Source organism: Streptomyces sp. NPDC056231, assembly GCF_048270745.1.
Taxonomy (GTDB): domain Bacteria; phylum Actinomycetota; class Actinomycetes; order Streptomycetales; family Streptomycetaceae; genus Streptomyces.
Map to the genome: position 1 here is coordinate 1 of NZ_JBLVKW010000014.1, position 25,425 is coordinate 25,425.

Genomic DNA, 25,425 nt, shown 5'->3' on the forward strand with positions numbered 1-25,425 from the left:
GGCTTCGAGCGCCGTGAGGACCGGCCGCGTGGGCCCCGTCGCGACGACGACAGCCGTGGCGGCGGCTTCCGCCGTGACGACAGCCGCGGCGGCGGTTCCGGTGGTGGTTTCCGCCGGGATGACAGTCGACCCACGAGCGGCGACCGGAGCGGCTTCCGTCGCGACGACCGTGCCGGTGGCTTCCGTCGGGATGACAGTCGTGGCGGTGGCGGCGCCGGCAGGTTCCCCCGCGATGATCGTGCGCCGCGTCGTGAGGACGACCGTGGTGGGTACCGCGGGCCGCGTCGTGAGGACGAGCGTGGTGGGTACCGTGGCCCGCGTCGCGATGACGAGCGTGGTGGGCGTCCCGGTGGTGGCTTCGAGCGCCGTGAGGACCGGCCGCGTGGGCCCCGTCGCGACGACGACAGCCGTGGCGGCGGCTTCCGCCGTGACGACAGCCGCGGCGGCGGTGGATACCGCGGGCAGCGGGGCGACCGCGAGCGTGGTGGCTACCGGGGGCGCGACGACCGTGGTGGCTACGACCGCCGGGACGACCGGGACCGTGAGCCGATCAAGCGGCTTCCCATTCCTGACGACGTCACCGGTGACGAGATCGACAAGGATGTGCGGCAGGAGCTGATGAGCCTGCCGAAGACCCTGGCCGAGGATGTTGCCCGCAACCTCGTCATGGTCGCCCGGCTCATCGACGAGGACCCCGAGCAGGCCTACGCGTACTCGCGTATCGCGCTGCGGCTGGCCTCGCGGGTGGCTGCTGTGCGGGAGGCGGCCGGCTTTGCCGCGTACGCGACGCAGAAGTACTCGGAGGCGCTGGCCGAGTTCCGGGCGGCGAAGCGGATGACCGGTTCCGTGGAGCTGTGGCCCGTCATGGCCGACTGCGAGCGTGGACTCGGGCGGCCCGAGCGAGCGATGGCCATGGCCGGTGACCCCGAGGTGCAGAAGCTGGACAAGGCCGGGCAGGTCGAGATGCGCCTGGTGGCCGCCGGGGCGCGCAGGGACATGGGGCAGATCGATGCCGCCATCGTCACCTTGCAGAGCTCCGAGCTCGCATCGAGTGCCGTGCACCCGTGGACGCCGCGACTGCGCTATGCGTACGCCGATGCACTGCTGGCCGCGGGGCGCGAGGACGAGGCGCGTGAATGGTTCGCGAAGGCCTTGGAGGCCGACAAGGACGGGGCCACAGACGCGTCGGACCGGCTCGCCGAGCTGGACGGTGTCGAGTTCGTCGACGCTCTCGGTGAGAGCGAGGACGACGAGACGGCCGAGGCCGAAGCCGGCACCGACGCTGATGTCGATGGCGATGTCGACGATGCGGATGTGGACGGGTCGACGAAGGCGTAAGGCATGAGAGAGGGCGGCATCCCGGGCGGGATGCCGCCCTCTTTTTTGTGTCTGGCGTCCGTGCCCGCGGTCAGTCGAGGGTGAGGCTGCGCAGGACCAGGCCGGTGGCCGGCTTGGGGCCGAACGAGGTCGACTTGCGGGGCATGGTGACGCCCTGCCGGGCCAGGTCCCGGACGACTTCTTCGCGTACCGGATGCATCAGGACCGCGGTGGCGTTGCGGCGCTCAGCCTGTTCCACGGCTGCCTCGGTGTCGTGTATGTACGCGATGCGTTCCGGGCTGTCGGGGATCTGCCACACATGATCGAGAAGCGTCGCGTGCAGGACCGTCGCATCGAGAGTGCGCCAGGCGAGTGGGCGGTCCGCCGGGATCGTGCGGGCCAGCAGGGCCTCGTCCGGGCGGTCGACGAGATGGAATCGGCCGTCGCCCGCCAGCAGGAAGGCGTTGCCCTCGGCGGCTGCCTCGGCGAGGGCATCGAGGGCAACGGGAAGTGGTTCCTGGATGTCGCGGACTCGGAAGGCGCCGTTCAACGCGGCCAGCGCGTCAGCGACGGTGAGGCGGTGCAGCAGCCGGTGGATGGCGCGGACCCGGAGCGGGTAGCGGGCCGTGTCGACGAGGAGGACCAGGCCGAAGTCCCAGGGGCCCGGGTCGGTGTGTTCCTGCTGCAGCCGGAGGTAGGTGGCCCAGCGGTGGTGGCCGTCGGCGATGAGCGCCTGGTGGTGAGTGAGGTCGGTCTCGATCTCGGACCGGTCGGCCGGGTCGGTGACCGCCCAGAGCTGGTGCCGGTAGCCGTCCTCGGTGGTCGTGGCGAGCAGCGGCGGCCGGTGGATGGTGCGCTCGATCACAGCGGTTGTGCCGGTCGCTTCGCCCTCGCTGCGGTAGGTGAGCAGGAGCGGTTCCAGGTGGGCGGCTGTGGTGCGCATCAGGTTGGCGCGATCCTCGACGACATGGGCCATGACGTCCTCGTGCGGCAGGACGATGCCGTCGGCGGGGGAGGAGAGCGCCAGTGCGCCCACGATGCCGCGTTGCAGGATCTCGCCGCTGCGCTGCTCGTAGACGTAGAGCGCGGGCTCGCTCTCGGGGGCCAGTATGCCCTCGTCGAGCCAGCGGTTCAGAGTCTCCGCGGCCTGCTCCTGGCGGGCATCGGGCGTGTCGGCCTGCGGCAGGATCAATCGGACGATGTTGTGCGGGTCCGCCGATTCCAGGTGGTGCAGCCCGTCGGGGCGCACGACGACGTCATAGGGCGGTGAGGTCACCGCGGCGAGACTGCCGACCCGCTCGGGGACGTAGCGCAGCCCGCGGAACGGGATCAGGCGCAGCCCCTGGCCGGTGGGACCTGGTGTCTTCATTTCTGCATCGTATGTGCGTTGTGGCGATGCGCGATGATCGGGGGAGAAGCATGCAATGAGGAGCGCAAAGATATGAGTCAGGCGAGCAGGACTCGGCCGAGCGGAATCAGCACTGCGCTGAGCGAGGCGTACGACACGGCTCTGCTGGATCTTGACGGGGTGGTGTACGCGGGCGGTCACGCGATCGTGCATGCCGTCGATTCGCTGGGCGCCGCGCGGGACGGGGGAATGCATCTCGCGTACGTGACCAACAATGCGCTGCGCACGCCGGCTGCCGTGGCGGACCATCTGACCGAGCTGGGGGTGCCGGCCGAGCCCGCCGACGTGATCACCTCGGCGCAGGCGGTGGCGCGGCTGATGGCCGATCAGCTGCCGCCCGGTGCCCGGGTGCTTGTGGTCGGGGGCGAGGGGCTGAAGGTCGCGCTGGTGGAGCGCGGGCTGGTGCCGGTGGAGTCGGCGGACGACGAGCCGGTGGCGGTGGCGCAGGGGTACGGCGGTCCCGACATGGCGTGGGGACGGTTCGCGGAGGCTGCGTATGCGATCAACCGAGGGGTGCCGTGGTTCGTGTCCAACACCGATCTGACGATTCCGAGCGCTCGGGGGATCGCGCCGGGCAATGGTGCGGCGGTCGAGGTCGTGCGGATCGCCACCGGTGCCGAGCCGCAGGTCGCCGGGAAGCCGCTGCCGCCGATGCACCGTGAGACCGTGCTGCGGACCGGGGCGGAGCGGCCGCTGGTGGTCGGGGACCGGCTGGACACGGACATCGAGGGTGCGTTCAACGGTGGAGTGGACTCACTGCTGGTGCTCACCGGAGTGACGGACGCGGCGCAGCTGGTGGCGGCCGAGCCGAGGCACCGGCCCACGTATGTGGCTGCTGATCTGCGGGGACTGCTCACCGGGCAGCCTGAGGTCACGGAGAACGGCGGTGGGTTCGGCTGCGGTGGCTGGACGGCCGCGGTGCGCGGCGACGAGCTGGCACTGGAGGGCGACGGGGACGTGCTCGACGGGCTGCGGGCGCTGTGCGGGGCTGCCTGGTCGTACGCCGGTGAGGGGGCGTGCCGGCTTGATGCGGGAAAGGCGGTGGCCAGGCTCGGGCTGTAGTCCGGCGGCAGCCTGAGGGTGCTGCGGGCGAGGCCTGGGCAACGGGGAGGGGGAGTCCGGGAGTTCACCGAGGCGACGGATCCGTGCGGGATGAATCGGGCGTATGCGACGTCTCGTTGGGTGCGGGGAGCCGGACGGTCCGACAATTCGATAGGTTAGGCTAACCTAACCTCGTGTTGGTTGAGAGTCCGCCAGAACCGAGCGCAGGTCCCAGCGCCGCGCCGGTGACATCCGCGCCCCCCGGGCGCCATGCGACCCGCGCCGTGGGGCTGTTGATCGCCGTGGTCGCGCTGGTGCTGGTATGCCTCGCGAGTGTCGCGATCGGTGCCAGGGCGCTGCCCCTCGCCGATGTCTGGCACGGCCTGTTCCACGCCTCGGGGACCCAGAGCGATGTCCTCGTACGGGAGGTGCGCATCCCGCGGACCGTGCTCGGGCTGATCGTCGGCACCGCGCTCGGCCTCGCCGGGGCGGTGATGCAGGCCCTGACCCGTAATCCACTGGCAGAACCCGGGCTGCTCGGGGTCAACGCAGGAGCCTCTGCAGCTGTCGTGTCCGCGATCAGCTTCTTCGGTGTCACCTCGCTGACCGGGTACGTGTGGTTCGCTTTCCTCGGCGCCGCGGTCGTGTCGGTCGTGGTGTACCTGCTCGGTGGCAGCCGGTCCGCGACGCCTGTACGCCTCGCCCTCGCCGGGACCGCGGCCGGCGCCGCGCTGTTCGGCTATGTCAACGCCGTACAGCTGCTGGATGCGGCGGCGCTCGACCGACTGCGGTTCTGGACGGTCGGGTCGCTGGCCTCGGCGAACATGGAGACCGTCGGCAAGGTGTGGCCGTTCATCGCGGCCGGTGTCGTCCTCGCGCTGCTCATCGCCCGGCCGCTGAACGCCCTGGAGATGGGCGATGACTCCGCCAGGGCGCTCGGCGTCCATCTGCCCCGCACCCGCGTCCTCGCGATGCTCACCGTCACTCTGCTGTGCGGGGCCGCGACCGCCGCCTGCGGGCCGATCGTCTTCATCGGGCTGATGATCCCGCACCTGGTGCGTGCGATCACCGGCCCCGACATGCGGTGGATCCTGCCGTACGCGGCCGTGCTCGCGCCGGTGCTGCTGCTGGGCGCGGACGTGGTGGGGCGGGTGATCGCCCGACCGTCCGAGCTGCAGGTCGGCATCGTCACCGCGCTGCTCGGCGGTCCCGTCTTCATCCATCTCGTACGCCGCAAGAGGATGGCCCAGCTGTGAAGGTCATGAAGACCCGCACGAAGGGCGGCGCCGGCGCGGTCCGGGCCGTGCGGACCGGCGGCGGGCTCTCCTTCCGGGTGGACGTCCGGGCGTTCGTGGTGACCGTGCTCCTTGCCGCCGTGGCAGCCGGGGCCGGAATCGTACTCATCGGCAGCGGGGACTACGCGATGACGCCCGGCGAGGTCGTCAGCACGCTGTTCGGGCACGGCACCTTCCAGCAGCAGTTCATCGTCACGGACCTGCGCCTGCCGCGGGTCCTCGTCGGGCTCCTGGTCGGCGCGGCACTCGGGGTCGGCGGCGCCGTGTTCCAGACCATCTCCCGCAACCCGCTCGGCAGCCCCGACGTGCTCGGCTTCGGCCAGGGCGCCACGGTCGGTGCGCTGACGGTGATCGTCCTCTTCCAGGGCGGGGCCACCGCGGTCGCGGGCGGCGCCGTGGCCGGCGGCCTGCTCACCGGCGCCGCGGTGTACCTGCTGGCGTGGAAACGAGGGGTCCACGGCTACCGGCTGGTGCTCGTCGGTATCGGCACGGCCGCGATGCTCACCGCCGCCTCGCAGTATCTGATCACCAAGGCCGACCTGGTCGACGCGACCCGTGCCGTCGTCTGGATGACCGGCTCGCTCGACGGGCGCGACTGGGCGCAGGTCTGGCCGCTGCTCGCGGTGTGCGGCCTGCTCATTCCGCCGGTGCTCGGGCACGGGCGGGCGCTGCGCATGATGGAGATGGGTGACGACGCCGCGTACGCCCTGGGTGTACGGGTGGAACGCACCCGGCTCGTCCTGATGGGCTGTGCCGTGCTGCTCGTTGCCGTCGCCACCGCCGCGGCCGGGCCCATCGCGTTCGTCTCGCTGAGTGCCCCGCAGCTGGCGCGCCGGCTCACCCGCTCGCCAGGGCCCAATCTGGCGCCCGCAGCCTTCATGGGGGCCGCGCTGCTGCTCGTCGCCGACTGGATCGCGATGGACGCCTTCGGCGACCGGCAACTGCCGGTGGGTGTCGTCACCGGCGTGGTGGGTGGCTGCTACCTGCTGTGGCTGCTCGTCACCGAGCGCAGGGCGGGGCGGATATGAGAACCCGTCGCACGGTGAATCCGCCTGGAAGGACCAACCCATCGATGACCCGACCCACCGACTCCCGGAGTACGACCATGCAGCGCCTCACCGCGGACTCGGTGACCCTCGGCTACGACCAGCGGGTCATCGCGGAGAACATCTCGGTCGAGATCCCCGACAACTCGTTCACCGTGATCGTCGGCCCCAATGCCTGCGGCAAGTCCACGCTGCTGCGGGCGCTGTCCCGGATGCTCAGGCCGAGCCGGGGGCAGGTGCTGCTGGACGGGCAGGCGATCCACGCGATGCCCGCGAAGAAGGTCGCGAAGACCCTGGGGCTGCTGCCGCAGTCCTCGATCGTGCCCGACGGCATTACCGTCGCGGACCTGGTCGCGCGCGGGCGGTATCCGCATCAGGGGCTGCTGCGGCAGTGGTCGCCGGACGACGAACGAATTGTCGAGGAATCGATGGTGTCGACCGGTGTCTGCGAGCTGGCCGATCGCTTTGTCGACGAACTGTCCGGCGGCCAGCGGCAGCGTGTCTGGATCGCGATGGCGCTTGCGCAGGAGACGCCGTTGCTGCTGCTCGACGAGCCGACGACGTACCTCGACATCCAGCACCAGATCGATGTCCTCGACCTGTGCGCGGAGCTGCATGAGACGCGCGGGCGGACGCTGGTCGCTGTACTCCACGACCTGAACCACGCCGCGCGCTACGCCACGCATCTGATTGCCATGCGCGAGGGCGAGGTCATTGCCGAGGGAGCGCCGGGAGACGTGGTCACGGCGGAGCTGGTGGAGCGGTTGTTCGGCCTGCGGTGTCAGGTGATTGCTGATCCGGAGACGGGGACGCCGTTGGTGGTGCCGGCCGCGCGGGCCGCGCGCGTTGCGGATTCGGTGGGGTCCTGAGCGTGGTTGCGCTGCCGGCCGGCGTGCTTCTCCTCGATCACCGGACGGGCTTGATTCCGGTGGGCGTGAACGGTCAGCGCGGCAGGCTCAATGGCGTGGGTGTGCTACAGCAGTGTTCTGAGGCGCATGAGGTCTCGGATGCTTGCTTCCAGCCGGACCCGGCCCGAGGCCCAGGCCTTTGCGAAGTTCAGGTTCCCGTTCACCATGGCCACCAGGTCGTCGCCGTTCATCGCGAGCCGGATCTCGGCCCTCTCGCTCGGCGGGCCGTCGATGGTGTCGAGTACCTGGATCCGGCCATCCTTGAGACGGCCGGTGAAGGTGATCTTGAGGTCCTTGATGTGACAGCTCAGCGAGCGGTCCAGGGAGGCCGCGCTGCGCACGTTGCCCTCGGCCGTCTCGAGGTTGTCGGAAAGTGTGTCGAGTGCGCTGCGGCACTCCGCCATGGTCGCCATCGTGACCGACGGTACCCCAGGCCCTCGCGGTAGCGTTTCCGCATGAGCGACTTGATGCGGGCGCCCGGGGAATCGGCGGAGACGGCCGGCCCCGCACCCGGGCCCGCAGCCACCGCGCCCCTCGGCGTCACGTGCACCCCCACCGGACACGCCGAGGTGGACGCGGGGCTGGAGCGGCTGGCCGACGCGGACCACCTCCCGGCGGAGGGACACATCGAGGTGTACGAGGATGTACACCGTGGGCTGCGCGATGCGCTGACCGCGCTGGACACCCGGCCCGCACCCGCACCGGTACCCGCACCGATGCCCCCGTACAACAACAGGAGCTGAACCGAACGTGGCAGGAGTGGCACGTCGCCGCCTCGACGCCGAGCTGGTACGCCGAAAGCTCGCCCGCTCACGCGAGCATGCGAGCCAGTTGATCGCCGCAGGGCGGGTGACCGTCGGCGGCAACACCGCGACCAAACCCGCCACCCAGGTCGAGACCAGCGCCGCAGTCGTCGTCATCAAGGACGACAGCGACCCCGAGTACGTCTCGCGCGGCGGGCACAAGCTCGCGGGCGCCCTCGCCGCCTTCGTGCCCCTCGGGCTGAAGGTCGAGGGGCGGCGGGCGCTGGACGCAGGGGCGTCGACCGGTGGATTCACCGACGTACTGCTGCGGGCCGGAGCCGGTCATGTCGTCGCCGTCGACGTGGGCTACGGGCAACTCGCCTGGTCGCTGCAGTCCGATGAACGCGTCACCGTCAAGGACCGTACCAACGTACGCGAATTGACGCTGGAAGCGATCGACGGAGAGGCGGTTGACCTGGTGGTCGGCGACCTGTCGTTCATCCCGCTCGGGCTCGTCCTGCCTGCCCTGGCGCGCTGTGCCGCCCCCGACGCGGACCTGGTCCTGATGGTCAAGCCGCAGTTCGAAGTCGGCAAGGAGCGGCTGGGCAGCGGTGGCGTGGTGCGCAGCCCCGAGCTGCGGGCCGAAGCGGTACGAGAGGTGGCGCGCCGGGCCTGGGCTCTGGGACTCGGGGTGCGCGGAGTGACCGCGAGCCCGCTGCCCGGGCCCTCCGGCAATGTCGAGTATTTTCTCTGGCTGCGGGCCGGCGCGCCCGAGCTGGATCCCGCGGATGTCGACCGTGCAGTGGCGGAGGGGCCTCGTTGACGACGAATGCGGCACGAACTGTCTTTCTTTTGGCACATACCGGCCGGCCGGCCGCGATCCGCAGCGCCGAACTCGTGGTGCAGGGGCTGCTGCGCAGCGGACTCGGGGTACGGGTCCTTGCCGCGGAAGCCGCAGACTTGCCGCTCCCGACGGCCGTGGAGACGGTCGATGACGCCACGCCCGCGGCCGTGGACGGCTGTGAGCTGCTGATCGTCCTCGGCGGGGACGGGACGCTGCTGCGCGGCGCCGAGATCTCCCGGGCCTCCGGGGTGCCGATGCTCGGTGTCAACCTCGGCCGGGTCGGCTTCCTCGCCGAGGCCGAGCGGGACGACCTGGACAAGGTGGTCGACCGGGTCGTCACCCGGGCGTACCGGGTCGAGGAGCGCATGACGATCGACGTCCTCGTGCACAGCAACGGCGACATCGTCCACACCGACTGGGCAATGAACGAAGCGGCCGTGCAGAAGGTGTCACCCGAGCGGATGCTCGAAGTCGTCCTGGAGATCGACGGGCGCCCGGTCACCGGCTTCGGCTGCGACGGGATCGTCTGTGCGACGCCGACCGGCTCCACCGCGTACGCCTTCTCGGCGGGCGGGCCCGTGGTGTGGCCGGAGGTCGAGGCGCTGCTGATGGTTCCGATCAGCGCCCACGCCCTGTTCGCCAAGCCGCTGGTGACGTCGCCGACCTCGGTGCTCGCCGTCGAGGTCCAGCCGCATACCCCGCACGGGGTGCTGTGGTGCGACGGGCGCAGGACCGTGGAGCTGCCGGCCGGAGCACGGGTCGAGGTGCGGCGCGGGGCCGTGCCCGTACGGCTGGCGCGGCTGCACCAGGCCTCGTTCACGGACCGGCTGGTGGCGAAGTTCGCGCTGCCCGTCTCGGGGTGGCGGGGAGCACCCCACTGATCGCGTCGGCGCCGCAGATCACGGCCCTCCGGCGCACGGGAGAGTGAATCCGCGGCCGGGGTCCGTCGCACACCGGGGCCCGGACCTCGTAAGGTCGTGTCCGTGTTGGAGGAGATGCGGATACGGTCGCTCGGAGTCATCGACGACGCGGTGGTGGAGCTGTCACCCGGGTTCACCGCGGTGACGGGCGAGACCGGCGCGGGCAAGACCATGGTCGTCACCAGCCTGGGGCTGCTGCTCGGCGGGCGCGCCGACCCCGCCCTGGTGCGGATCGGCGCCAAGGCCGCCGTCGTCGAGGGACGGATCACCGTGTCCGTCGGTGACGCAGCCGCGGTACGGGCCGAGGAGGCCGGGGCCGAGATCGACGAGGGTGCGCTGCTGATCAGCCGTACCGTTTCCGCGGAAGGGCGCTCGCGCGCCCATCTCGGCGGACGGTCCGTGCCGGTGGGCGTACTCACCGAACTCGCCGACGAACTCGTCGCCGTGCACGGCCAGACCGACCAGCAGGGGCTGCTGAAGCCCGCGCGGCAGCGGCAGGCCCTGGACCGGTACGCGGGCGACGGCGTCGCTGTGCCGCACGCCAAGTACGCGGCCGCATACCGACGGCTGCGGGCCGTCGTCACGGAGCTCGGCGAGCTGACCACGCGCGCCCGCGAACGTGCCCAGGAAGCGGATCTGCTGCGCTTCGGACTGGGCGAGATCGCCGGCGTCGAACCGCTGCCCGGCGAGGACACCGATCTCGCCGCCGAGGCCGAGCGGCTCGGCCACGCCGAAGCGCTCGCCTCCGCGGCCGCCCTCGCGCACGCCGCGCTCGCGGGCAACCCGGAGGACCAGGAGGCCGTCGATGCGACGACCGTCGTCGCGGCGGCCGGGCGGTCGCTCGACGCCGTCCGCGCCCACGACCCGGCGCTCGCCGCGCTCGCCGACCGGATCGGCGAGATCTCCATCCTGCTCGCCGATGTGGCGGGCGAACTGGCCGGGTACGCCGACCAGCTGGACGCCGACCCGCTGCGGCTCGCCGCGGTGGAGGAGCGGCGCGCCGCGCTCACCGCGCTCACCCGTAAGTACGGCGAGGACATCGCCGCCGTGCTCGCCTGGGCCGAGGAAGGGGCGCGCCGACTCACCGAACTCGAGGGCGACGACGACCGGATCGGCGAGCTGACGGCCGAACGGGACGCGCTGCGGGCCGAACTCTCCGGGCTCGGACAGGCGCTGACCGATGCGCGGACGGCCGCGGCGGCACTCTTCGCCGAAGCGGTGACCGAGGAACTGGCCTCCCTCGCCATGCCGCACGCCCGGGTCTCCTTCGACATCCGGCAGACCGACGCGGCGGACGAGGCGTCCGGCATCGACATCGGCGGGCGGAGCGTGCTCTACGGTCCGTCCGGCGCCGACGAGGTGGAACTGCTGCTGGCCCCGCACCCCGGCGCCCAGCCCCGGCCGATCGCCAAGGGCGCGTCGGGCGGTGAGCTGTCCCGGGTGATGCTCGCCGTCGAGGTGGTGTTCGCGGGCTCCGACCCCGTACCCACGTACCTCTTCGACGAGGTCGACGCGGGTGTCGGCGGCAAGGCGGCCGTCGAGGTCGGACGGCGGCTGGCGAAGCTCGCCAAGTCCGCGCAGGTGGTCGTCGTCACGCACCTGCCCCAGGTGGCGGCGTTCGCCGACCGGCAGCTGCTGGTCGAGAAGACGGTCGACGGGGCGGTGACCCGGAGCGGTGTCACGGTCCTGGAGGGCGAGGACCGGGTACGGGAGCTGTCTCGGATGCTTGCGGGGCAGGAGGACTCGGAGACGGCGCGGGCGCATGCGGAGGAGCTGCTGGCCGCGGCGCGGGCGGACGGGTAGGCGGCGGCGCACTGCCGTGCGGGGGAGCCTTCGCCGTTCGGCGCGGCGGCGGTCCGGCTTCGGTGTCTGCGGTGCGGTGCGCGCGGGCCTCGGCGCACCTGCGTCCGAATGCTCGGGGCCGGCTCGTAGCCTGGCGCGCATGGGAGCAATGATCAGCAGGGTCGCCGCCGGTGCCGTCGCCGCCGGGGTCGCGGGCGGAGTGTACCGGGCGCTGCGGGGGCGGCCGCGCCCGGGGTGGTTGCGGACCAACTATGCGGGGCGCACCGTCGACCTGTGCGCTGGGCCCGCCGTCGCACTCGGGGCCGCCGCCGGAGCCACCGTGCTCCCGCTGCCGCCCCGTACCAGGACCGCCGCCGCCCTCGCCGTGCTGGCCGCCGGGGGCTGTGGCGCGTACGACGACTTCGCCGGCGCCGAGGATCCGCGCCGCGGCTTCCGCGCCCATCTCACCGCGCTGCGGCACGGCGAGGTGACCAGTGGCGCCGTGAAGCTCTTCGGTATCGGGGCGGCCGGGCTCGCTGCGGGCATCCTGCTGAAGGAACGGCCCGTCGATCAGGTCCTCGCCGGTGTCGTGATCGCCGGAACCGCTCATCTCGTCAACCTGACGGACCTGCGGCCGGGCGTCGCGACCGCCACCGTGCTTGCCCTCGGGACCCCAGGGCTGGTCCGGGGCGGACTCGGTGCCGCTCCGATGGGGGCCGTGGCCGCCCTCGCTGCCGAGGAGCTGGGGGAACGCACCATGATCGGGGACGCGGGCGCGCATGCCCTGGGCGCGGCCGTCGGCCTCGCGATCGTGGCGGGCAACGGCCGGTACGGGCTCGCCGCCCATGCGGCGGGGGTCCTGGCCGCGGCGGTCTACGGGGACCGGATCAGCGGGCTCGCCCGGCGCTGTCGGATCGGTGACGTGCTGTCGGGGCGCTGACGCATCGCCAGGGCACCGGGTCGCCGGCGTGGCAATATCGCACCGTTGTCCTCACCCGTCCGGGTGGTAACGCACGTCCGGTTGTCGCTGCGCACACCGGAACCACGGCTCCGAGGTGCCGGAACGTGCGTACGGACTGGCATCCTTGGCGATGCACATACCGCCGACTCGGTAGCCCCGGGAGCCATTCAACGTGTCACAGCTGCGTACGGTTCAAGTCCTGGGCGGCGGCAGCGCGGGCAGCAGCGCTCACGTCAGCTCGCTGGCCGGGGGGCTGGTGGCGAGAGGCGTACACGTCACCGTCTGCGCCCCGGCCGAACTGGACCGCGCCTACGACTTCTCCGGTACGGGGGCCCGCTTCGTCCCCGTACCGAGGTGCAGCGACCCCGCCGCCGTGGCCGCCCTGCGGGGCGCCTGCGTGGGGGCGGACGTGGTCCATGCGCACGGGCTGCACGCCGCCGTACGCACCGGTCTTGCGCTCGGCGGGCGGCGCACCCCCCTGGTTCTGACCTGGCACACCCGGGCGTACGCCGAAGGGGCCCGCAGGCGGCTGCTCCACCTCCTGGAGCGAAGGGCCGCCCGGGCGGCGGCCGTTGTGCTCGGAACGTCGTCGGATCTGGTCGACCGGGCGCGGCGGCGGGGCGCGCGCGACGCGCGGCTCGCGCCGGTCGTTATTCCCCTGCCGGGCATTCCCGCCGCTGTCCGCGACGATGGCAAGGTGCGGGCCGAACTCGGAGTGGTGGGACGGTCGTTACTCGTCTCCATCGGCAGTCTGGTACCGCATCACGGGTACGACACGCTGCTCGATGCGGCACGGATGTGGCGTCAACTCGACCCCGTACCCCTGCTGGTCATCGCGGGGGAGGGGCGGGAGCGGGGTGTGCTCCAGCGGCGGATCCGGGAGGAGCAACTGCCCGTCAGGCTGATCGGGAGCCGTGACGATGTCGCCGAGCTGCTTGCCGTTGCCGATCTGGCTCTGCTGCCCGGTCGGTGGGAGGCGCGGTCGCTGGTGGCGCAGGAGGCGTTGCGGATGGGGGTGCCGTTGGTCGCCACGGCGGTGGGCGGGATGCCCGAACTGGTTGGGGACGCGGCCGAACTTGTGCCGTACGGCGACGCGGAGGCCATGGCCCGGGTCGTTGTACGGCTGCTGGGCGACCCGGCGGCTCGGGAGCGGATGGCCGGTGCGGGGCGTGCGCAGGCGGCGAGTTGGCCCACGGAGGACGACACGATCGCGCAAGTCCTCAGTGTCTACGACGAGTTGACTCAGCCGTTGGCGACCGGGCGGGGATGGTGACGTGACGGCGGGGATGCCGGAGCGTCCCGCGGCCGTCTTGTTCAGGCCGCCCCCAATTGCCGGTCGGTCTCAGTCGCCTGATGCTCCCGCTTTGGCGTGGCGGCGGGCTCTCAGGGCCAGGCTCAGAGCCAGGACCGTCTCGGGGTCGTCCAGGTCCGTCCCCAGCAGCTCGCCGATGCGGGCCAGACGGTTGTAGAGGGTCTGGCGGTTCAGGTGCAGTTCGCGGGCCGTCTCCGCCTTGCGGCCCGCGTGGGCGAGATACGACTCCAGTGTGGGCAGCAGCGGCGGGCGTGAGGTGCGGTCGTGGTCACGCAGCGGGCCGATCGCCCGATCCACGAACGCCGCCAGGTCCGGATGGTCCCGCAGCCGCCACAGCAGCAGGTCGATGTCCAGGCGCCGGGCGTCGTACCAGGGCCGGTTGCCGAGCCCCTGCGCGGCCGTCGCCGTCTCGGCCGCGTGCCGCAGCCCCGCCCCGGCCGCCGCCCAGCCGCCGGCGACTCCGACCACCACGACCGGCGGCTGCGCGCCCGCCCGCTCCAGCGCGGCCCGCTCGACGCCCGCCCGCAGCGCCGCCGCGACCCGGTCGGCCACCGCCGTACGCTCCGACTCGGACCGCAGGCCGAGCAGCAGCGGAACCCTGCCCTCCACGGGACGGACGCCGAGCAGCACCGGCATGCCCACCGATGAGAGCTCCTCCAGGACCGCGCGCGCCAGCAGCGCCCAGTTGCCCGACGGGGACAGCTCGGGTGCCAGTCGCATCACCACCGGCAGCAGCGGCGCCGCGCCCGGCTTGAAGCCCAGTACGCGGGCCTGCGCGGGTGCGTCCTCCGGAGCGATCCGGCCCTCCGCGAGGTCCGTCAGGAAGTCGCCGCGGCCGCGCGCAGCGAGTTCCTCCTCCTGGCGGGCCTGCATCAGCACCACGGCGAGGATGCCCGCCGCCCGCTCCGCCGCCATCCGGTGCACCGTCACCAGCGGACCGGACACCGCGAGGAGCACCAGCCTGGCCCGTACCGAACCTGACCCGGGGCCGCCGCCCGGCACATCCACCAGCACCGCACCCGTGGGCGGTGCCTCGCGGGCCGCCCGGCCGCCGCGCATCCCGTCCCACACCTGGAGCGGATCGGCGGAGACCGGACCGGACTCGGTGCCCGCCGCGTACAGCAGCTGGCCGTCCGCCGTCTCCAGGAAGACCGGGTTGGCGGTGAAGTCCGCCAGGATGCCGAGCACCTGCGGGACCCCGCCGCCGCCGAGCAGCGCCTCCGTGCACCGCCGGTGCACATCCTCGGCCTGCCGCAGCAGCGCGTAATGGCCGTTGACGATCTCGGTGTGGATCTCCTCGGTCACCGTCACGAACGGCACCTCGCGGTGCAGCTGCACGAGCGGCAGACCGGCTGCCCGCGCGGCGTCCACGATCGAGGCGGGCAGTCTGCTGAAGCGCGGCCCGAGCTCCACCACCAGGGCGGCGATCCCGCGGTCGGCGAGCCTGCGCACGAAGATGCGCTGCTCGGCGGGGCGGGTGCCGAGCCCCAGACCGGTGGTGAGCAGCAGCTCACCGCCCTTGAGGAGGGATGCGATGTTCGGGACCTCGCCCGCGTGCACCCAGCGCACCGTGCGGTTCAGCCGGTCCGCGCCGGCTACCACCTCGGGGAGTCCGCTGCGCAGCCCCGGCAGCTCCAGGGCGCGCTGCACGGTGATTCCGCCTTGGTTCTCCACTGGTTCTGGCCTCGTGCTTCTGTTCGGGTCGGGCGGGCTGTCGTTCCTGGTCAGGACGGTACCGGCCGGGGACTGCGGGACCGTCGTCGGGGGAGTTCACCGGGCGACGGCAGGCTCAACATTGTGGTTGAGGTGGAACACGTTGTCAGGGTCGTACGCGGCCTTGACCGCGGCGAGCCGGGCGTGGTTCTCGGCGCCGAGTCCGGCGACGACCCGGCCCGAGCCCTCGCGCCCGATGAAGTTGAGGTAGACGGCGCCGGTGGACCAGGGGCGCACATCGGTGCGCACCTGACGTACCCACTGGCGGCCGCGCGCGTCGTCGGACGGGCTCTCCCAGACGCCGAACGGGTGCACGGCCCAGCGGGCGGTGCGCCACGGCAGCGGGTACTCGGCGGGGCCGCGGGCCACCGCGCCGCCCATCGGGAAGAGGGCGTGCTGCGAAGCGGAGGGGACGGGCATGTCGGCGGCGTGGGAGCAGAACAGGTCCACCGCTTCGTCGGGGAGGGTGTCCAGGTACTCGGCGGACCAGTAGTTCCGCATCCCGGGCGGGGCGTCGAGCATGCACTGCAGGTCCGCGTACGGGATGTCGGTGATCACCTCGGACTCGTGCTCGAGGGCCAGCAGCGGCCCGGCCAGTTCCCGGGCCCGGGCCGACGGACCGGTACAGGTGAGCAGGACGCCGCAGACGAGTGTGCCGACCAGATGCTCCGGTACGAAGTCCTCGGGCGGCCCGGTGATGTAAAGAAGGGCTCCGCCGGCCTCGTCCGGTGCGGAGGCCATCAGGTCCCGGTACGCACGCAGCACTTCGGGACCGGCCTCTGGGCGGTACAGCAGCAGCGCGAAGGACATCTCCGGCAGTTCGTGCAGGTCGACGGTGAGTGAGGTGGCGACGCCGAAGTTGCCGCCGCCGCCGTGCAGCGCCCAGAAAAGTTCAGGATTCTCATCGAGGCTCGCGTGGACGGTGCTGCCGTCCGCGGTCACCAGCTCGGCGGCCAGCAGGTTGTCGCAGGCCAGACCGAATCTCCGCTCCAGCCAGCCGGAACCGCCGCCCAGTGTGAAGCCGCCCACACCGGTGGTGGAGGCCCGGCCGCCGGTGGTCGCCAGACCGTACGGCTGGGTGGCCCGGTCCAGATCGCTCATGGTCGCGCCGCCGCCGATGCGTGCCGCTTGGTCGTTCGGCGCGACCGTCACGCTGTTCATGCGGCGGAGGTCGACCACCAGCCCGCCGTCGGTGAGTGACATGCCCGCGACGCTGTGGCCGCCGCCACGGACCGCGACCTCCAGGCCGTGCTCACGGGCGAACCGGACCGACAGCGCCACGTCCGCCTCCGACGCGCACTGGGCAACCACTGCGGGCCGCCGGTCGATCATGCCGTTGAAGATCATGCGCGCCTCGTCGTATCCGGCGTCCCCGGGTGCGAAGGCTTCGCCGGTGAGATCGCGGCGGAGACTGTCCACGGCGAGGTCCGTGGTACCGGTGGCGTCGCTGGTGCCGACGGTGCTGCGGGGCGTCATGATGCCCCCTTCCGAGGGCGTGACAGGTCAGTTCCATCGTAGGGCGGTTCCCGGACCGCACCGCCACGCATCCGGCGGCTGGCGGTCAGCCGACGTAGGCCCCGCTCGCTGTCAGCCGCAGCGCCGTGTCGATCAGCGGCACATGGCTGAATGCCTGCGGGAAGTTCCCCACCTGCCGCTGCAGCCGCGGATCCCACTCCTCCGCGAGCAGTCCCAGGTCGTTGCGGAGCGAGAGCAGCCGTTCGAAGAGCTGGCGGGCCTCGTCGACCCGTCCGATCATCGCCAGGTCGTCGGCGAGCCAGAACGAGCAGGCCAGGAATGCGCCCTCGTCGCCCTCGAGACCGTCGACGCCCGCGTCCTCGCCCTTGGTGGGGTAGCGCAGCACGAAGCCGTCCTCCGTGGACAGCTCGCGCTGGATCGCCTCGATCGTGCCGATGACCCGCTTGTCGTCCGGGGGCAGGAAGCCCATCTGTGGGATCAGCAGCAGCGACGCGTCGAGCTCCCGCGACCCGTAGGACTGGGTGAAGGTGTTGCGTTCCTTGTCGTAGCCGTTCTCGCAGACAGCGTGGTGGATGGTGTCGCGCAGTTCCCGCCACCGCTCCAGAGGTCCCTCGATGTCCCCGGACTCGATCAGCTTGATGGTGCGGTCGACAGCGACCCAGGCCATGACCTTGGAGTGGACGAAGTGACGGCGCGGCCCGCGCACCTCCCAGATGCCCTCGTCCGGTTCGTCCCAGTGGTTCTCCAGGTACGAGATCAGCTTGAGCTGGAGCCCCGTCGCGTAGTCGTTGCGGGTCAGGCCCGTCATGTGGGCGAGGTGCAGCGCCTCGGTGACCTCGCCGTACACATCGAGCTGCAGCTGTCCCGCCGCGCCGTTGCCGACCCGGACCGGGCTTGAATTCTCGTAACCGGGCAGCCAGTCCAGCTCGGCCTCGCCCAGCTCACGCTCGCCCGCGATGCCGTACATGATCTGCAGGTTCTCCGGATCACCCGCGACCGCCCGCAGCAGCCACTCGCGCCAGGCGCGGGCCTCCTCGCGGTAACCGGTGCGCAGCAGCGAGGAGAGGGTGATCGCCGCGTCGCGCAGCCAGGTGTAGCGATAGTCCCAGTTCCGCGAGCCGCCGATGTCCTCCGGCAGGGAGGTGGTCGGGGCGGCGACGATGCCGCCGGTCGGCGCGTACGTCAGTGCCTTCAGGGTGATCAGGGAGCGGACCACCGCCTCGCGGTAGGGGCCGTGGTACGTGCACTGCTCGACCCACTCGCGCCAGAAGTCCTCCGTCGCCTCCAGCGACCCCTCGGGGTCCGGCAGTCCGGGCGGCTCGTGGTGCGAGGGCTGCCAGCTGATGGTGAAGGCGATCCGGTCTCCCGGTGCGACGGTGAAGTCGGAGTACGTCGTGAGGTTCTCGCCGTACGTGTCGGCGGGCGTGTCCAGCCAGACGGAGTCCGGGCCGGCGACCGCGACCGTACGGCCGTCGACCTTGTGCACCCACGGGATGACCCGCCCGTAGCTGAACCGCATCCGCAGCTCGGAGCGCATCGGCACCCGGCCGCTGATCCCCTCCACGATCCGGATCAGTTGCGGCGCGCCGTCACGCGGGGGCATGAAGTCGGTCACGCGGACCGTGCCGCGCGGCGTATCCCACTCCGACTCCAGGATGAGGGAGTCCCCACGGTAGCGCCGCCGGTCCGCTGCCGGTGGCTCCGTCCCGGTCGCGTACGCGGGGCCCAGGCGCCAGAAGCCGTGCTCCTCGGTACCCAGCAGTCCCGCGAAGATGGCATGCGAGTCGAAGCGGGGCAGGCACAGCCAGTCGGCCGTGCCGTCCCGGCAGACCAGGGCAGCGGTCTGCATGTCTCCGATGAGTGCGTAATCCTCGATGCGCCCGGCCACGTGCATCTCCAGTCGAACGGCCATGTCGCCCCGTGGGGCGCTTACTGCGGGTCAAGAGGTCGTTGCAAGGGGTTGTTGTGGTGAGCCGAGGGCTCCAATGCCTCGCCCGGGGCGAGTGTCCGAGCAGGATACGACGCACGTCCATGATCCGCGCGACGGTCCCGGCAACACGTCTGCGCCGAACGGGTGGGGCGTGAAGGTGGTGCGGTGATTCTGTGCAACGAGTGTGCCAGGTGTGGACGGAAGCGGGCTCTCCCAGTCGCTGATACCCTGGTAGCCCGTGGACCGGTGGTCGTCAGCAACAGCGGACGAGGCCCCCGAACCGCAGCGACGGCACCTCCGAATCTCCGGATGGCAACGCCGGTACGCACCTCAAGATTCGCGACCACGGGAGCCCCCTTTGGCTATGCAGCCCACATCCACGACGACCAAGCACATCTTCGTCACCGGGGGTGTCGCCTCATCTCTCGGCAAGGGTCTGACTGCCTCCAGCCTGGGTGCCCTGCTCAAGGCGCGGGGCCTTCGGGTCACCATGCAGAAGCTCGACCCCTATCTGAACGTCGACCCGGGCACGATGAACCCGTTCCAGCACGGCGAGGTGTTCGTCACCAACGACGGCGCCGAGACCGACCTGGACATCGGCCACTACGAGCGCTTCCTCGACGTCGACCTCGACGGATCCGCCAACGTCACGACCGGCCAGGTGTACTCGCAGGTCATCGCCAAGGAGCGGCGCGGCGAGTACCTCGGTGACACCGTGCAGGTCATCCCGCACATCACCAACGAGATCAAGCACCGCATCCGCCGCATGGCCACCGACGACGTCGACGTCGTCATCACCGAGGTCGGCGGCACGGTCGGCGACATCGAGTCGCTGCCGTTCCTGGAGACCGTCCGCCAGGTCCGTCACGAGGTCGGCCGGGACAACGTCTTCGTGGTGCACATCTCGCTGCTGCCGTACATCGGCCCGTCCGGCGAGCTCAAGACCAAGCCCACCCAGCACTCCGTCGCGGCGCTGCGCAACATCGGTATCCAGCCGGACGCCATCGTGCTGCGCGCCGACCGTGACGTGCCGACCGCCATCAAGCGCAAGATCTCGCTGATGTGCGACGTCGACGAAGCCGCTGTGGTGGCCTGTGTGGACGCCAAGTCGATCTACGACATTCCGAAGGTGCTGCACACCGAGGGTCTGGACGCGTACGTCGTGCGCAAGCTCGACCTGCCGTTCCGCGATGTCGACTGGGCCACCTGGGACGACCTGCTGGACCGCGTCCACAACCCCGACCACGAGGTCACCGTCGCGCTCGTCGGCAAGTACATCGACCTGCCCGACGCGTACCTCTCCGTCACCGAGGCCATCCGGGCCGGCGGCTTCGCGAACAAGGCCCGGGTCAAGGTCAAGTGGGTCGCCTCCGACGACTGCAAGACCCCGGCAGGCGCCGCCAGGCAGCTCTCCGACGTCGACGCCATCTGCGTCCCCGGCGGCTTCGGCGACCGCGGTGTCAACGGCAAGATCGGTGCCATTCAGTACGCCCGTGAGAACAAGGTGCCGCTGCTCGGCCTCTGCCTCGGCCTGCAGTGCATCGTGATCGAGGCGGCGCGCAACCTCGCCGAGATCCCGGACGCCAACTCCACCGAGTTCGACGCCGCCACCTCCCACCCCGTCATCTCGACGATGGAGGAGCAGCTCGCCTACGTCGAGGGCGCGGGTGACCTGGGCGGCACCATGCGGCTCGGCCTGTACCCGGCGAAGCTCGCCGAGGGCTCGGTGGTCCGTGAGGCGTACGGCGACCAGCCGTACGTGGAGGAGCGTCACCGCCACCGCTACGAGGTCAACAACGCCTACCGCGCCGAGCTGGAGAAGAAGGCCGGTCTGGTCTTCTCCGGCACCTCGCCGGACAACAAGCTCGTCGAGTACGTCGAGTACCCGCGGGAGATCCACCCCTACCTGGTCGCCACCCAGGCGCACCCGGAGCTCCGTTCCCGCCCGACGCGCCCGCACCCGCTCTTCGCGGGCCTGGTGAAGGCGGCCGTCGAGCGCAAGACGGGCGCCGGGGCAGACAGCAAGCAGGGCGCCACGTCGGGCAAGTAGTCCGGCGGCGTTACCGTTGACCGGGGTACGGATCGATCGAGGGTCCGTACCCCGGTTTCTGTTTTTGTGGGAGGACGTAGATGGTTATCCAGGACACGCCCGAGGAGTGGCAGGTCACTGCGACCGGGACCCCCTTCACGGGCAACAAGACCAGCGTCCGCACCGATGACGTGGTGATGCCCGACGGATCGGTCGTCCGCCGCGACTACCAGGTCCACCCCGGATCGGTCGCCGTGCTCGCACTCGACGACGCCGGCCGGGTCCTCGTACTGCGGCAGTACCGGCACCCCGTGCGCCACAAACTCTGGGAGATCCCCGCCGGACTGCTCGACGTCCCCGGTGAGAATCCGCTGCACGCGGCGCAGCGCGAGCTCTACGAGGAGGCGTACGCCAAGGCCGAGGACTGGCGGGTGCTGACCGACGTCTACACCACACCCGGCGGTTGCGACGAAGCCGTACGGATCTTCCTCGCCCGGAACCTCTCCGAGGCGGACGGTGAGCGCTTCACGGTCTCCGAGGAGGAGGCCGACATGGAGCTGGCCCGGGTGGAGCTGCAGGAGCTCGTACGGGGGGTGCTCGCCGGGGAGCTGCACAACAACTGCCTCGTGGTGGGTGTCCTCTCGCTCGCGGCGGTGCTCGCCGGTGACGGGATCGATTCGTTGCGGCCGGCCGAGGCGCCGTGGCCGGCCCGGCCGTTCGAGGCCTGACGGTCCAAGACCGACCGGCAATTGGGGGGCGGCGTCACGGGGCTGGGGCACGCACCTCGCAGCGTTGTCGTCCATCACCATGGCTCCGCCATGGCTCAATCCTTCCTCTGATGCACGCACCCCAGCCCCGCTCCTTCCCCCACCCCCCAACTTGCCGGTCGGTCTAAGTCTTCCGATCGGACGAACTGCCGATCCGATCGGGGGATTGCCCTGCCGCGCTCCGCTCTGAGGGCGCACACGCCTGAACTACGCTCGGAATGTCCTGTCCGGAGTCCCGGCGGGCAACGCGTGCAGCGAAGTGGAGCGTGGCCCGTGACGGATCAGGCGGTGGACACCAGCGGCCCGGCGAAGGCAGCGGGTACCGAGGAGCCGTCCGGCGCCGCACCACTCCGATTCTTCGGCCGTGAACGCGAGTTGAAGGCGCTGCGGGACGATATCGAACGGGCCGGGCTGGACACCCTGGCCGGCCGCAAGGCCGCCCGTGCCCGGGTCCTGCTGATCGCCGGACGCCCCGGCTCCGGACGCACCGCACTCGCCGAGGAACTCGCCCGCGGGCTCATGGACTCCGGCGACTACCCCGACGGGCTGCTCCGGGTCAGGCTCACCGAACCCGGCGGCGCCCCCGTCCCCACCGAACGCACCGCACGCGAGCTCCTCGAACAGCTGGGCGTCACCGGCCCGCCCGGCGCGGACGGTGACGAACTGTCCGAGATGGTCCGCGAGGCCCTCGCCGCGCGGAGCGCCCTGCTGCTGCTCGACGATGCGGCCGACGCCGAGCAGGTCGATCCGCTGCTGCCGGACAACCCGGACTGCCTCGTCGTCGCCACCGCGCAGGGCCCGCTGACCGGCATTCCCGGCGTCCGGCCCTGCACCCTCGGCGGTCTTGACGCGGGCTCCGCCGTCCAGCTGCTGGCCCGCACCATCGGCCAGGTCAGGATCACTGTCGACCCGCGGACCGCCGAGACCCTTGCCGAGGTGTGCGGCGGGCAGCCGGCCGCCCTGGTCATGGTCAGCGGCTGGCTCGCCACCCATCCGATGGCATCGGTCGCCGACGTCACCAAGCAGTTGCGCGAGCTGCCGGACGACGACGAGCAGTCCACCGGTGCCCGCCCGCTGGCCCGTGTCTTCCGGCTGGTCCACGAGTCCCTGCCGCCGACCGCCGCCCGGATACTGCGCCTGCTCGCGCTCGCCCCGGCCGGACTCGCCGACGCCCACACCGCCTCCGCGCTGGCCGGCTGCTCGGTCTCGGCCGCCCAGTCGACTCTCGACGACTTCGTCCTGCTGGGCCTGCTGCGGACCAGTGGCGCGGAGCTTTCGCAGTACGAGGTGCCCGGCTGCCTCGTTCCGTTGCTGCGCGCCCTGCTGGCGGACCGGGACCGGCCGGCCGAGATCCAGCTGGCCCGGGCCCGGATGCTGGAGCGGACCGTACGGCAGCTGCAGTCCTGCCGGGCGGTCACCGAGCCGGAGGGCTCTTTGGCGGGCAAGAAGCTCGCCGGGCTGCCGCGCTCGCTGCGCTTCCCGCATCCCGAAGCGGCCGCCGCCTGGCTGCGGATCCGCCGGCCCGCTCTGCTCGCCTCCGCCCGGATCGCCGTCGAGGACGGTGAACTCGACACCCTGGCAAGGCGGTTGGTGGCCGCGCTGGTGCGGGCGCTGGCCGTGCACCAGGGCACCGAGGCTGCCGCACCCGATCTGTACGGGCTGCACGGACTGGTCCTGGCCGTTGCCGAGCGGCGCGAGCTGCACCGTGAGCAGGCTGCCGCGCTGCTCAATCTCGCCGATCTGGATGCCAGGACCGGGCGCACGAAGGAGGCGCTGACCCGGTACCGGGCCGCGCTGGACGCCGGGCGGGCGGCGAAGGACCCGTACGCGACCGGCAGGGCGATGGAATCCGTAGGCGGCGCCTACGCTGAGCTGGGGGACTTCCACCGGGCCTCCGACTGGTTCGGCCGGGCGCTCGCGCAGCGGCTCACCCAGGGCGAGCGCGCCGACGAGGCGCGGTTGTACGGGCGGCTCGGCGCCGTCCACACCTACGCCGGGCGGTACGGCGAGGCGCTGCGGAACTGGCGGGCCGCGGCGGCCGGGTACCGCAGGCTCGGTGACCTGCCCGCCCAGGCGCGGGCGCTCAGTGAGGCCGCGCGGGTGCAGGAGTATGCGGGGCGGCCGCAGGAGTCGCTGCAGACCTGCCAGGAGGCAGTGGAGGGGGCGCGGCAGGCCAAGGACGTGCGCCTGCAGGCGGCGCTGGAGCTGCGGCTGGCCGACACCCTCGAACGGCTCGGAGACCCCGCTGCGGCCCGACTGCACCGCGGTACGGCAGGCAGGCTGCTGGACGAGAAGGGCTCTGCCTACGAAATCCGCAGTACGTCGGCAGAAAATTAATGCTTTGTAAGGCTAGACAGCGGGAAGCCCTTCATTAGACTGGTCTTACCGCGAACCTCCGTGGTTTCTCCATTTACACTAAGTGTGTCCGGGTATGTACCGCCATGCCCGAGTAACCCTCTGAGTCAAGGACCGTGATCGACGTGAAGGTCGGCATCCCCCGCGAAGTCAAGAACAACGAGTTCCGCGTGGCCATCACGCCCGCCGGTGTGCATGAGCTCGTCCGCAACGGCCACCAGGTCGTCGTCGAGCAGAACGCCGGCGTCGGGTCCTCGATCACGGACGAGGAGTACGCCGCTGCCGGTGCGCAGATCCTGCCCACCGCCGACGAGGTCTGGGCCACGGCCGACCTGCTGCTGAAGGTCAAGGAGCCGGTCGCCGAGGAGTACCACCGCCTCCGCAAGGACCAGACGCTCTTCACCTACCTGCACCTCGCCGCCTCCCGCGAGTGCACGGACGCCCTGCTGGAGTCCGGCACCACCGCCATCGCGTACGAGACCGTCGAGACCGCGAGCCGCGCGCTCCCGCTGCTCGCGCCGATGTCCGAGGTCGCGGGCCGCCTGGCCCCCCAGGTCGGCGCCTACCACCTGATGCGCTCGGTCGGCGGCCGTGGTGTGCTGCCGGGCGGCGTCCCGGGCACGGCCCCCGGTGAGGCGGTCGTCATCGGCGGCGGCGTCTCCGGCTGGAACGCCACGCAGATCGCCGTCGGGCTGGGCTTCCACGTCACGCTGCTCGACAAGGACATCAACAAGCTGCGCGAGGCCGACAAGGTCTTCGGCACCAAGGTCAAGACCGTCGTCTCCAACGCCTTCGAGCTGGAGAAGGCCGTCGTCGAGGCCGACCTCGTCATCGGCGCTGTGCTGATCCCCGGCGCGAAGGCCCCGAAGCTGGTCACCAACGAGCTCGTCGCCAAGATGAAGCCCGGAAGTGTACTTGTCGACATTGCAATCGATCAGGGTGGTTGCTTCGAGGACTCGCACCCGACGACGCACGCAGACCCGACCTTCACGGTCCACAACTCGGTCTTCTACTGCGTCGCCAACATGCCCGGCGCGGTGCCGAACACCTCCACGTACGCGCTCACCAACGCGACGCTGCCGTACATCCTGGAGCTCGCGAACCGCGGCTGGGTCGAGGCGCTGCGCCGCGACGCCGCGCTCGCAAAGGGCCTCAACACCCATGAGGGCCAGGTCGTTTACCGCGAGGTGGCGGAGGCGCACGGCCTGGAGCACGTCGAGCTGAGCACCCTTCTCGGCTGACGGGTCAACGCATCCCGTCAACCCCGCACGTCCGGCCGGACCTTGTCGAGCAAGGTCCGGCCGGACGTGTGTCGGCCCCCGTGAGGCCTTCGCGCAACTCGCGCTGAATGTAACTCTTTGCCCGTTTCGTGCAGTTGTGAAATGTGCGCCGGAATGACTGCACACCCTTGACAGAGGGGTGTTCGATTGCCGACACATCGGGCCGGGTCCGGCGGATTGTGTTGCTGCGAACCGGTGACACGCCATAGAGTCGCCAATCGTCGGCATGGTGTCACGCTGACCTATCGATAAGTTTCCTGGTCACGTCCAAGGAGGTAAGACGACTTGTGAATGAGTC

Annotated in this window: 20 protein-coding genes; 15 read left to right on the top strand and 5 right to left on the bottom strand. The window is 71.3% G+C overall.

Going from position 1 to position 25,425, the window contains the following annotated elements; all coding sequences use genetic code 11:
• Positions 1 to 618: 618 nt before the first annotated feature.
• A complete protein-coding gene (locus tag ACNPQM_RS14035) occupies positions 619 to 1,338 on the top strand; it encodes a tetratricopeptide repeat protein (RefSeq protein ID WP_418084321.1) in 720 nt (239 codons plus the stop codon).
• A gap of 70 nt (positions 1,339 to 1,408) precedes the next feature.
• On the opposite strand, the gene ACNPQM_RS14040 is transcribed toward ACNPQM_RS14035, so the two are convergent.
• Positions 1,409 to 2,686, bottom strand: a complete 1,278-nt coding sequence (locus tag ACNPQM_RS14040) for a DUF1015 domain-containing protein (RefSeq protein ID WP_418084245.1) — start codon at positions 2,684 to 2,686, stop codon at positions 1,409 to 1,411.
• 72 nt (positions 2,687 to 2,758) lie between these two features.
• On the opposite strand from ACNPQM_RS14040, the gene ACNPQM_RS14045 reads away from it, so the two are divergent.
• The 4 genes from ACNPQM_RS14045 to ACNPQM_RS14060 all read left to right on the top strand — a co-directional run bounded on the left by ACNPQM_RS14045 (position 2,759) and on the right by ACNPQM_RS14060 (position 6,976).
• Positions 2,759 to 3,787 carry an HAD hydrolase-like protein gene (locus ACNPQM_RS14045; protein WP_418084246.1) on the top strand — a complete coding sequence of 343 codons (1,029 nt, stop codon included), beginning with the start codon at positions 2,759 to 2,761 and terminating at the stop codon, positions 3,785 to 3,787.
• Positions 3,788 to 4,062: 275 nt separating this feature from the next.
• Positions 4,063 to 5,022: a FecCD family ABC transporter permease gene (locus ACNPQM_RS14050; protein ID WP_418084322.1), complete on the top strand. Its 960-nt coding sequence runs from the start codon at positions 4,063 to 4,065 to the stop codon at positions 5,020 to 5,022.
• A gap of 5 nt (positions 5,023 to 5,027) precedes the next feature.
• Positions 5,028 to 6,089: a FecCD family ABC transporter permease gene (locus ACNPQM_RS14055; protein WP_418084247.1), complete on the top strand. Its 1,062-nt coding sequence runs from the start codon at positions 5,028 to 5,030 to the stop codon at positions 6,087 to 6,089.
• A 77-nt stretch (positions 6,090 to 6,166) separates the two neighbouring features.
• Positions 6,167 to 6,976: an ABC transporter ATP-binding protein gene (locus ACNPQM_RS14060; protein WP_418084323.1), complete on the top strand. Its 810-nt coding sequence runs from the start codon at positions 6,167 to 6,169 to the stop codon at positions 6,974 to 6,976.
• A 104-nt stretch (positions 6,977 to 7,080) separates the two neighbouring features.
• Here ACNPQM_RS14060 and ACNPQM_RS14065 read toward each other — a convergent pair whose 3' ends face one another.
• Complete coding sequence (locus ACNPQM_RS14065; RefSeq protein ID WP_358858177.1) at positions 7,081 to 7,428, bottom strand: SCP2 sterol-binding domain-containing protein; 348 nt, start codon at positions 7,426 to 7,428, stop codon at positions 7,081 to 7,083.
• A gap of 42 nt (positions 7,429 to 7,470) precedes the next feature.
• On the opposite strand from ACNPQM_RS14065, the gene ACNPQM_RS14070 reads away from it, so the two are divergent.
• The 6 genes from ACNPQM_RS14070 to ACNPQM_RS14095 all read left to right on the top strand — a co-directional run bounded on the left by ACNPQM_RS14070 (position 7,471) and on the right by ACNPQM_RS14095 (position 13,538).
• Positions 7,471 to 7,758 carry a hypothetical protein gene (locus ACNPQM_RS14070; RefSeq protein WP_418084248.1) on the top strand — a complete coding sequence of 96 codons (288 nt, stop codon included), beginning with the start codon at positions 7,471 to 7,473 and terminating at the stop codon, positions 7,756 to 7,758.
• A gap of 7 nt (positions 7,759 to 7,765) precedes the next feature.
• Positions 7,766 to 8,581 (top strand): TlyA family RNA methyltransferase, encoded by an 816-nt coding sequence (locus tag ACNPQM_RS14075; RefSeq protein ID WP_358858176.1) that lies wholly within the window; start codon positions 7,766 to 7,768, stop codon positions 8,579 to 8,581.
• On the top strand, positions 8,578 to 9,483 hold the full coding sequence (locus ACNPQM_RS14080) for an NAD kinase (protein ID WP_327247138.1): 906 nt from the start codon (positions 8,578 to 8,580) through the stop codon (positions 9,481 to 9,483). Before ACNPQM_RS14075 ends, ACNPQM_RS14080 begins: the two co-directional genes overlap by 4 nt.
• A gap of 96 nt (positions 9,484 to 9,579) precedes the next feature.
• A complete protein-coding gene (gene recN, locus ACNPQM_RS14085; RefSeq protein ID WP_418084249.1) occupies positions 9,580 to 11,325 on the top strand; it encodes a DNA repair protein RecN in 1,746 nt (581 codons plus the stop codon).
• 148 nt (positions 11,326 to 11,473) lie between these two features.
• Positions 11,474 to 12,244, top strand: coding sequence for a hypothetical protein (locus tag ACNPQM_RS14090; RefSeq protein WP_418084324.1), 771 nt, complete (start codon positions 11,474 to 11,476; stop codon positions 12,242 to 12,244).
• Between the two features lie 193 nt (positions 12,245 to 12,437).
• Entirely contained in the window at positions 12,438 to 13,538 is a 1,101-nt protein-coding gene (locus ACNPQM_RS14095; protein ID WP_418084250.1) for a glycosyltransferase family 4 protein, read from the top strand.
• A gap of 69 nt (positions 13,539 to 13,607) precedes the next feature.
• On the opposite strand, the gene ACNPQM_RS14100 is transcribed toward ACNPQM_RS14095, so the two are convergent.
• From ACNPQM_RS14100 to ACNPQM_RS14110, 3 genes are all read right to left on the bottom strand, one after another.
• The gene (locus ACNPQM_RS14100; protein ID WP_358858173.1) at positions 13,608 to 15,251 is read right to left on the bottom strand and encodes a PucR family transcriptional regulator; all 1,644 of its coding nucleotides are present in this window, start codon (positions 15,249 to 15,251) and stop codon (positions 13,608 to 13,610) included.
• A gap of 96 nt (positions 15,252 to 15,347) precedes the next feature.
• Positions 15,348 to 16,766: an FAD-binding oxidoreductase gene (locus ACNPQM_RS14105; RefSeq protein WP_418084251.1), complete on the bottom strand. Its 1,419-nt coding sequence runs from the start codon at positions 16,764 to 16,766 to the stop codon at positions 15,348 to 15,350.
• An 85-nt stretch (positions 16,767 to 16,851) separates the two neighbouring features.
• Positions 16,852 to 18,654: a glycoside hydrolase family 15 protein gene (locus ACNPQM_RS14110; protein ID WP_358858187.1), complete on the bottom strand. Its 1,803-nt coding sequence runs from the start codon at positions 18,652 to 18,654 to the stop codon at positions 16,852 to 16,854.
• A gap of 406 nt (positions 18,655 to 19,060) precedes the next feature.
• Between ACNPQM_RS14110 and ACNPQM_RS14115 the strand changes: the two genes are divergently transcribed.
• The 4 genes from ACNPQM_RS14115 to ald all read left to right on the top strand — a co-directional run bounded on the left by ACNPQM_RS14115 (position 19,061) and on the right by ald (position 25,088).
• Entirely contained in the window at positions 19,061 to 20,746 is a 1,686-nt protein-coding gene (locus tag ACNPQM_RS14115) for a CTP synthase (protein WP_358858171.1), read from the top strand.
• Positions 20,747 to 20,826: 80 nt separating this feature from the next.
• Positions 20,827 to 21,453, top strand: coding sequence for an NUDIX hydrolase (locus ACNPQM_RS14120; RefSeq protein ID WP_358858170.1), 627 nt, complete (start codon positions 20,827 to 20,829; stop codon positions 21,451 to 21,453).
• 312 nt (positions 21,454 to 21,765) lie between these two features.
• Positions 21,766 to 23,829 carry a tetratricopeptide repeat protein gene (locus ACNPQM_RS14125; protein ID WP_418084252.1) on the top strand — a complete coding sequence of 688 codons (2,064 nt, stop codon included), beginning with the start codon at positions 21,766 to 21,768 and terminating at the stop codon, positions 23,827 to 23,829.
• A gap of 143 nt (positions 23,830 to 23,972) precedes the next feature.
• Positions 23,973 to 25,088 carry an alanine dehydrogenase gene (ald, locus tag ACNPQM_RS14130; RefSeq protein ID WP_358858186.1) on the top strand — a complete coding sequence of 372 codons (1,116 nt, stop codon included), beginning with the start codon at positions 23,973 to 23,975 and terminating at the stop codon, positions 25,086 to 25,088.
• Positions 25,089 to 25,425: the final 337 nt, after the last annotated feature.

What these genes read in the sequence shown, in the direction of transcription:
- ACNPQM_RS14040 (WP_418084245.1), bottom strand. Translation starts at nt 2,686, where the DNA reads ATGAAGACACCAGGTCCCACCGGCCAGGGGCTGCGCCTGATCCCGTTC.
- ACNPQM_RS14045 (WP_418084246.1), top strand. Translation starts at nt 2,759, where the DNA reads ATGAGTCAGGCGAGCAGGACTCGGCCGAGCGGAATCAGCACTGCGCTG.
- ACNPQM_RS14105 (WP_418084251.1), bottom strand. Translation starts at nt 16,766, where the DNA reads ATGACGCCCCGCAGCACCGTCGGCACCAGCGACGCCACCGGTACCACG.
- ACNPQM_RS14070 (WP_418084248.1), top strand. Translation starts at nt 7,471, where the DNA reads ATGAGCGACTTGATGCGGGCGCCCGGGGAATCGGCGGAGACGGCCGGC.
- ACNPQM_RS14035 (WP_418084321.1), top strand. Translation starts at nt 619, where the DNA reads ATGAGCCTGCCGAAGACCCTGGCCGAGGATGTTGCCCGCAACCTCGTC.
- ACNPQM_RS14065 (WP_358858177.1), bottom strand. Translation starts at nt 7,428, where the DNA reads ATGGCGACCATGGCGGAGTGCCGCAGCGCACTCGACACACTTTCCGAC.
- ACNPQM_RS14090 (WP_418084324.1), top strand. Translation starts at nt 11,474, where the DNA reads ATGATCAGCAGGGTCGCCGCCGGTGCCGTCGCCGCCGGGGTCGCGGGC.
- ACNPQM_RS14115 (WP_358858171.1), top strand. Translation starts at nt 19,061, where the DNA reads ATGCAGCCCACATCCACGACGACCAAGCACATCTTCGTCACCGGGGGT.
- ACNPQM_RS14060 (WP_418084323.1), top strand. Translation starts at nt 6,167, where the DNA reads ATGCAGCGCCTCACCGCGGACTCGGTGACCCTCGGCTACGACCAGCGG.
- ACNPQM_RS14120 (WP_358858170.1), top strand. Translation starts at nt 20,827, where the DNA reads ATGGTTATCCAGGACACGCCCGAGGAGTGGCAGGTCACTGCGACCGGG.
- ACNPQM_RS14055 (WP_418084247.1), top strand. Translation starts at nt 5,028, where the DNA reads ATGAAGACCCGCACGAAGGGCGGCGCCGGCGCGGTCCGGGCCGTGCGG.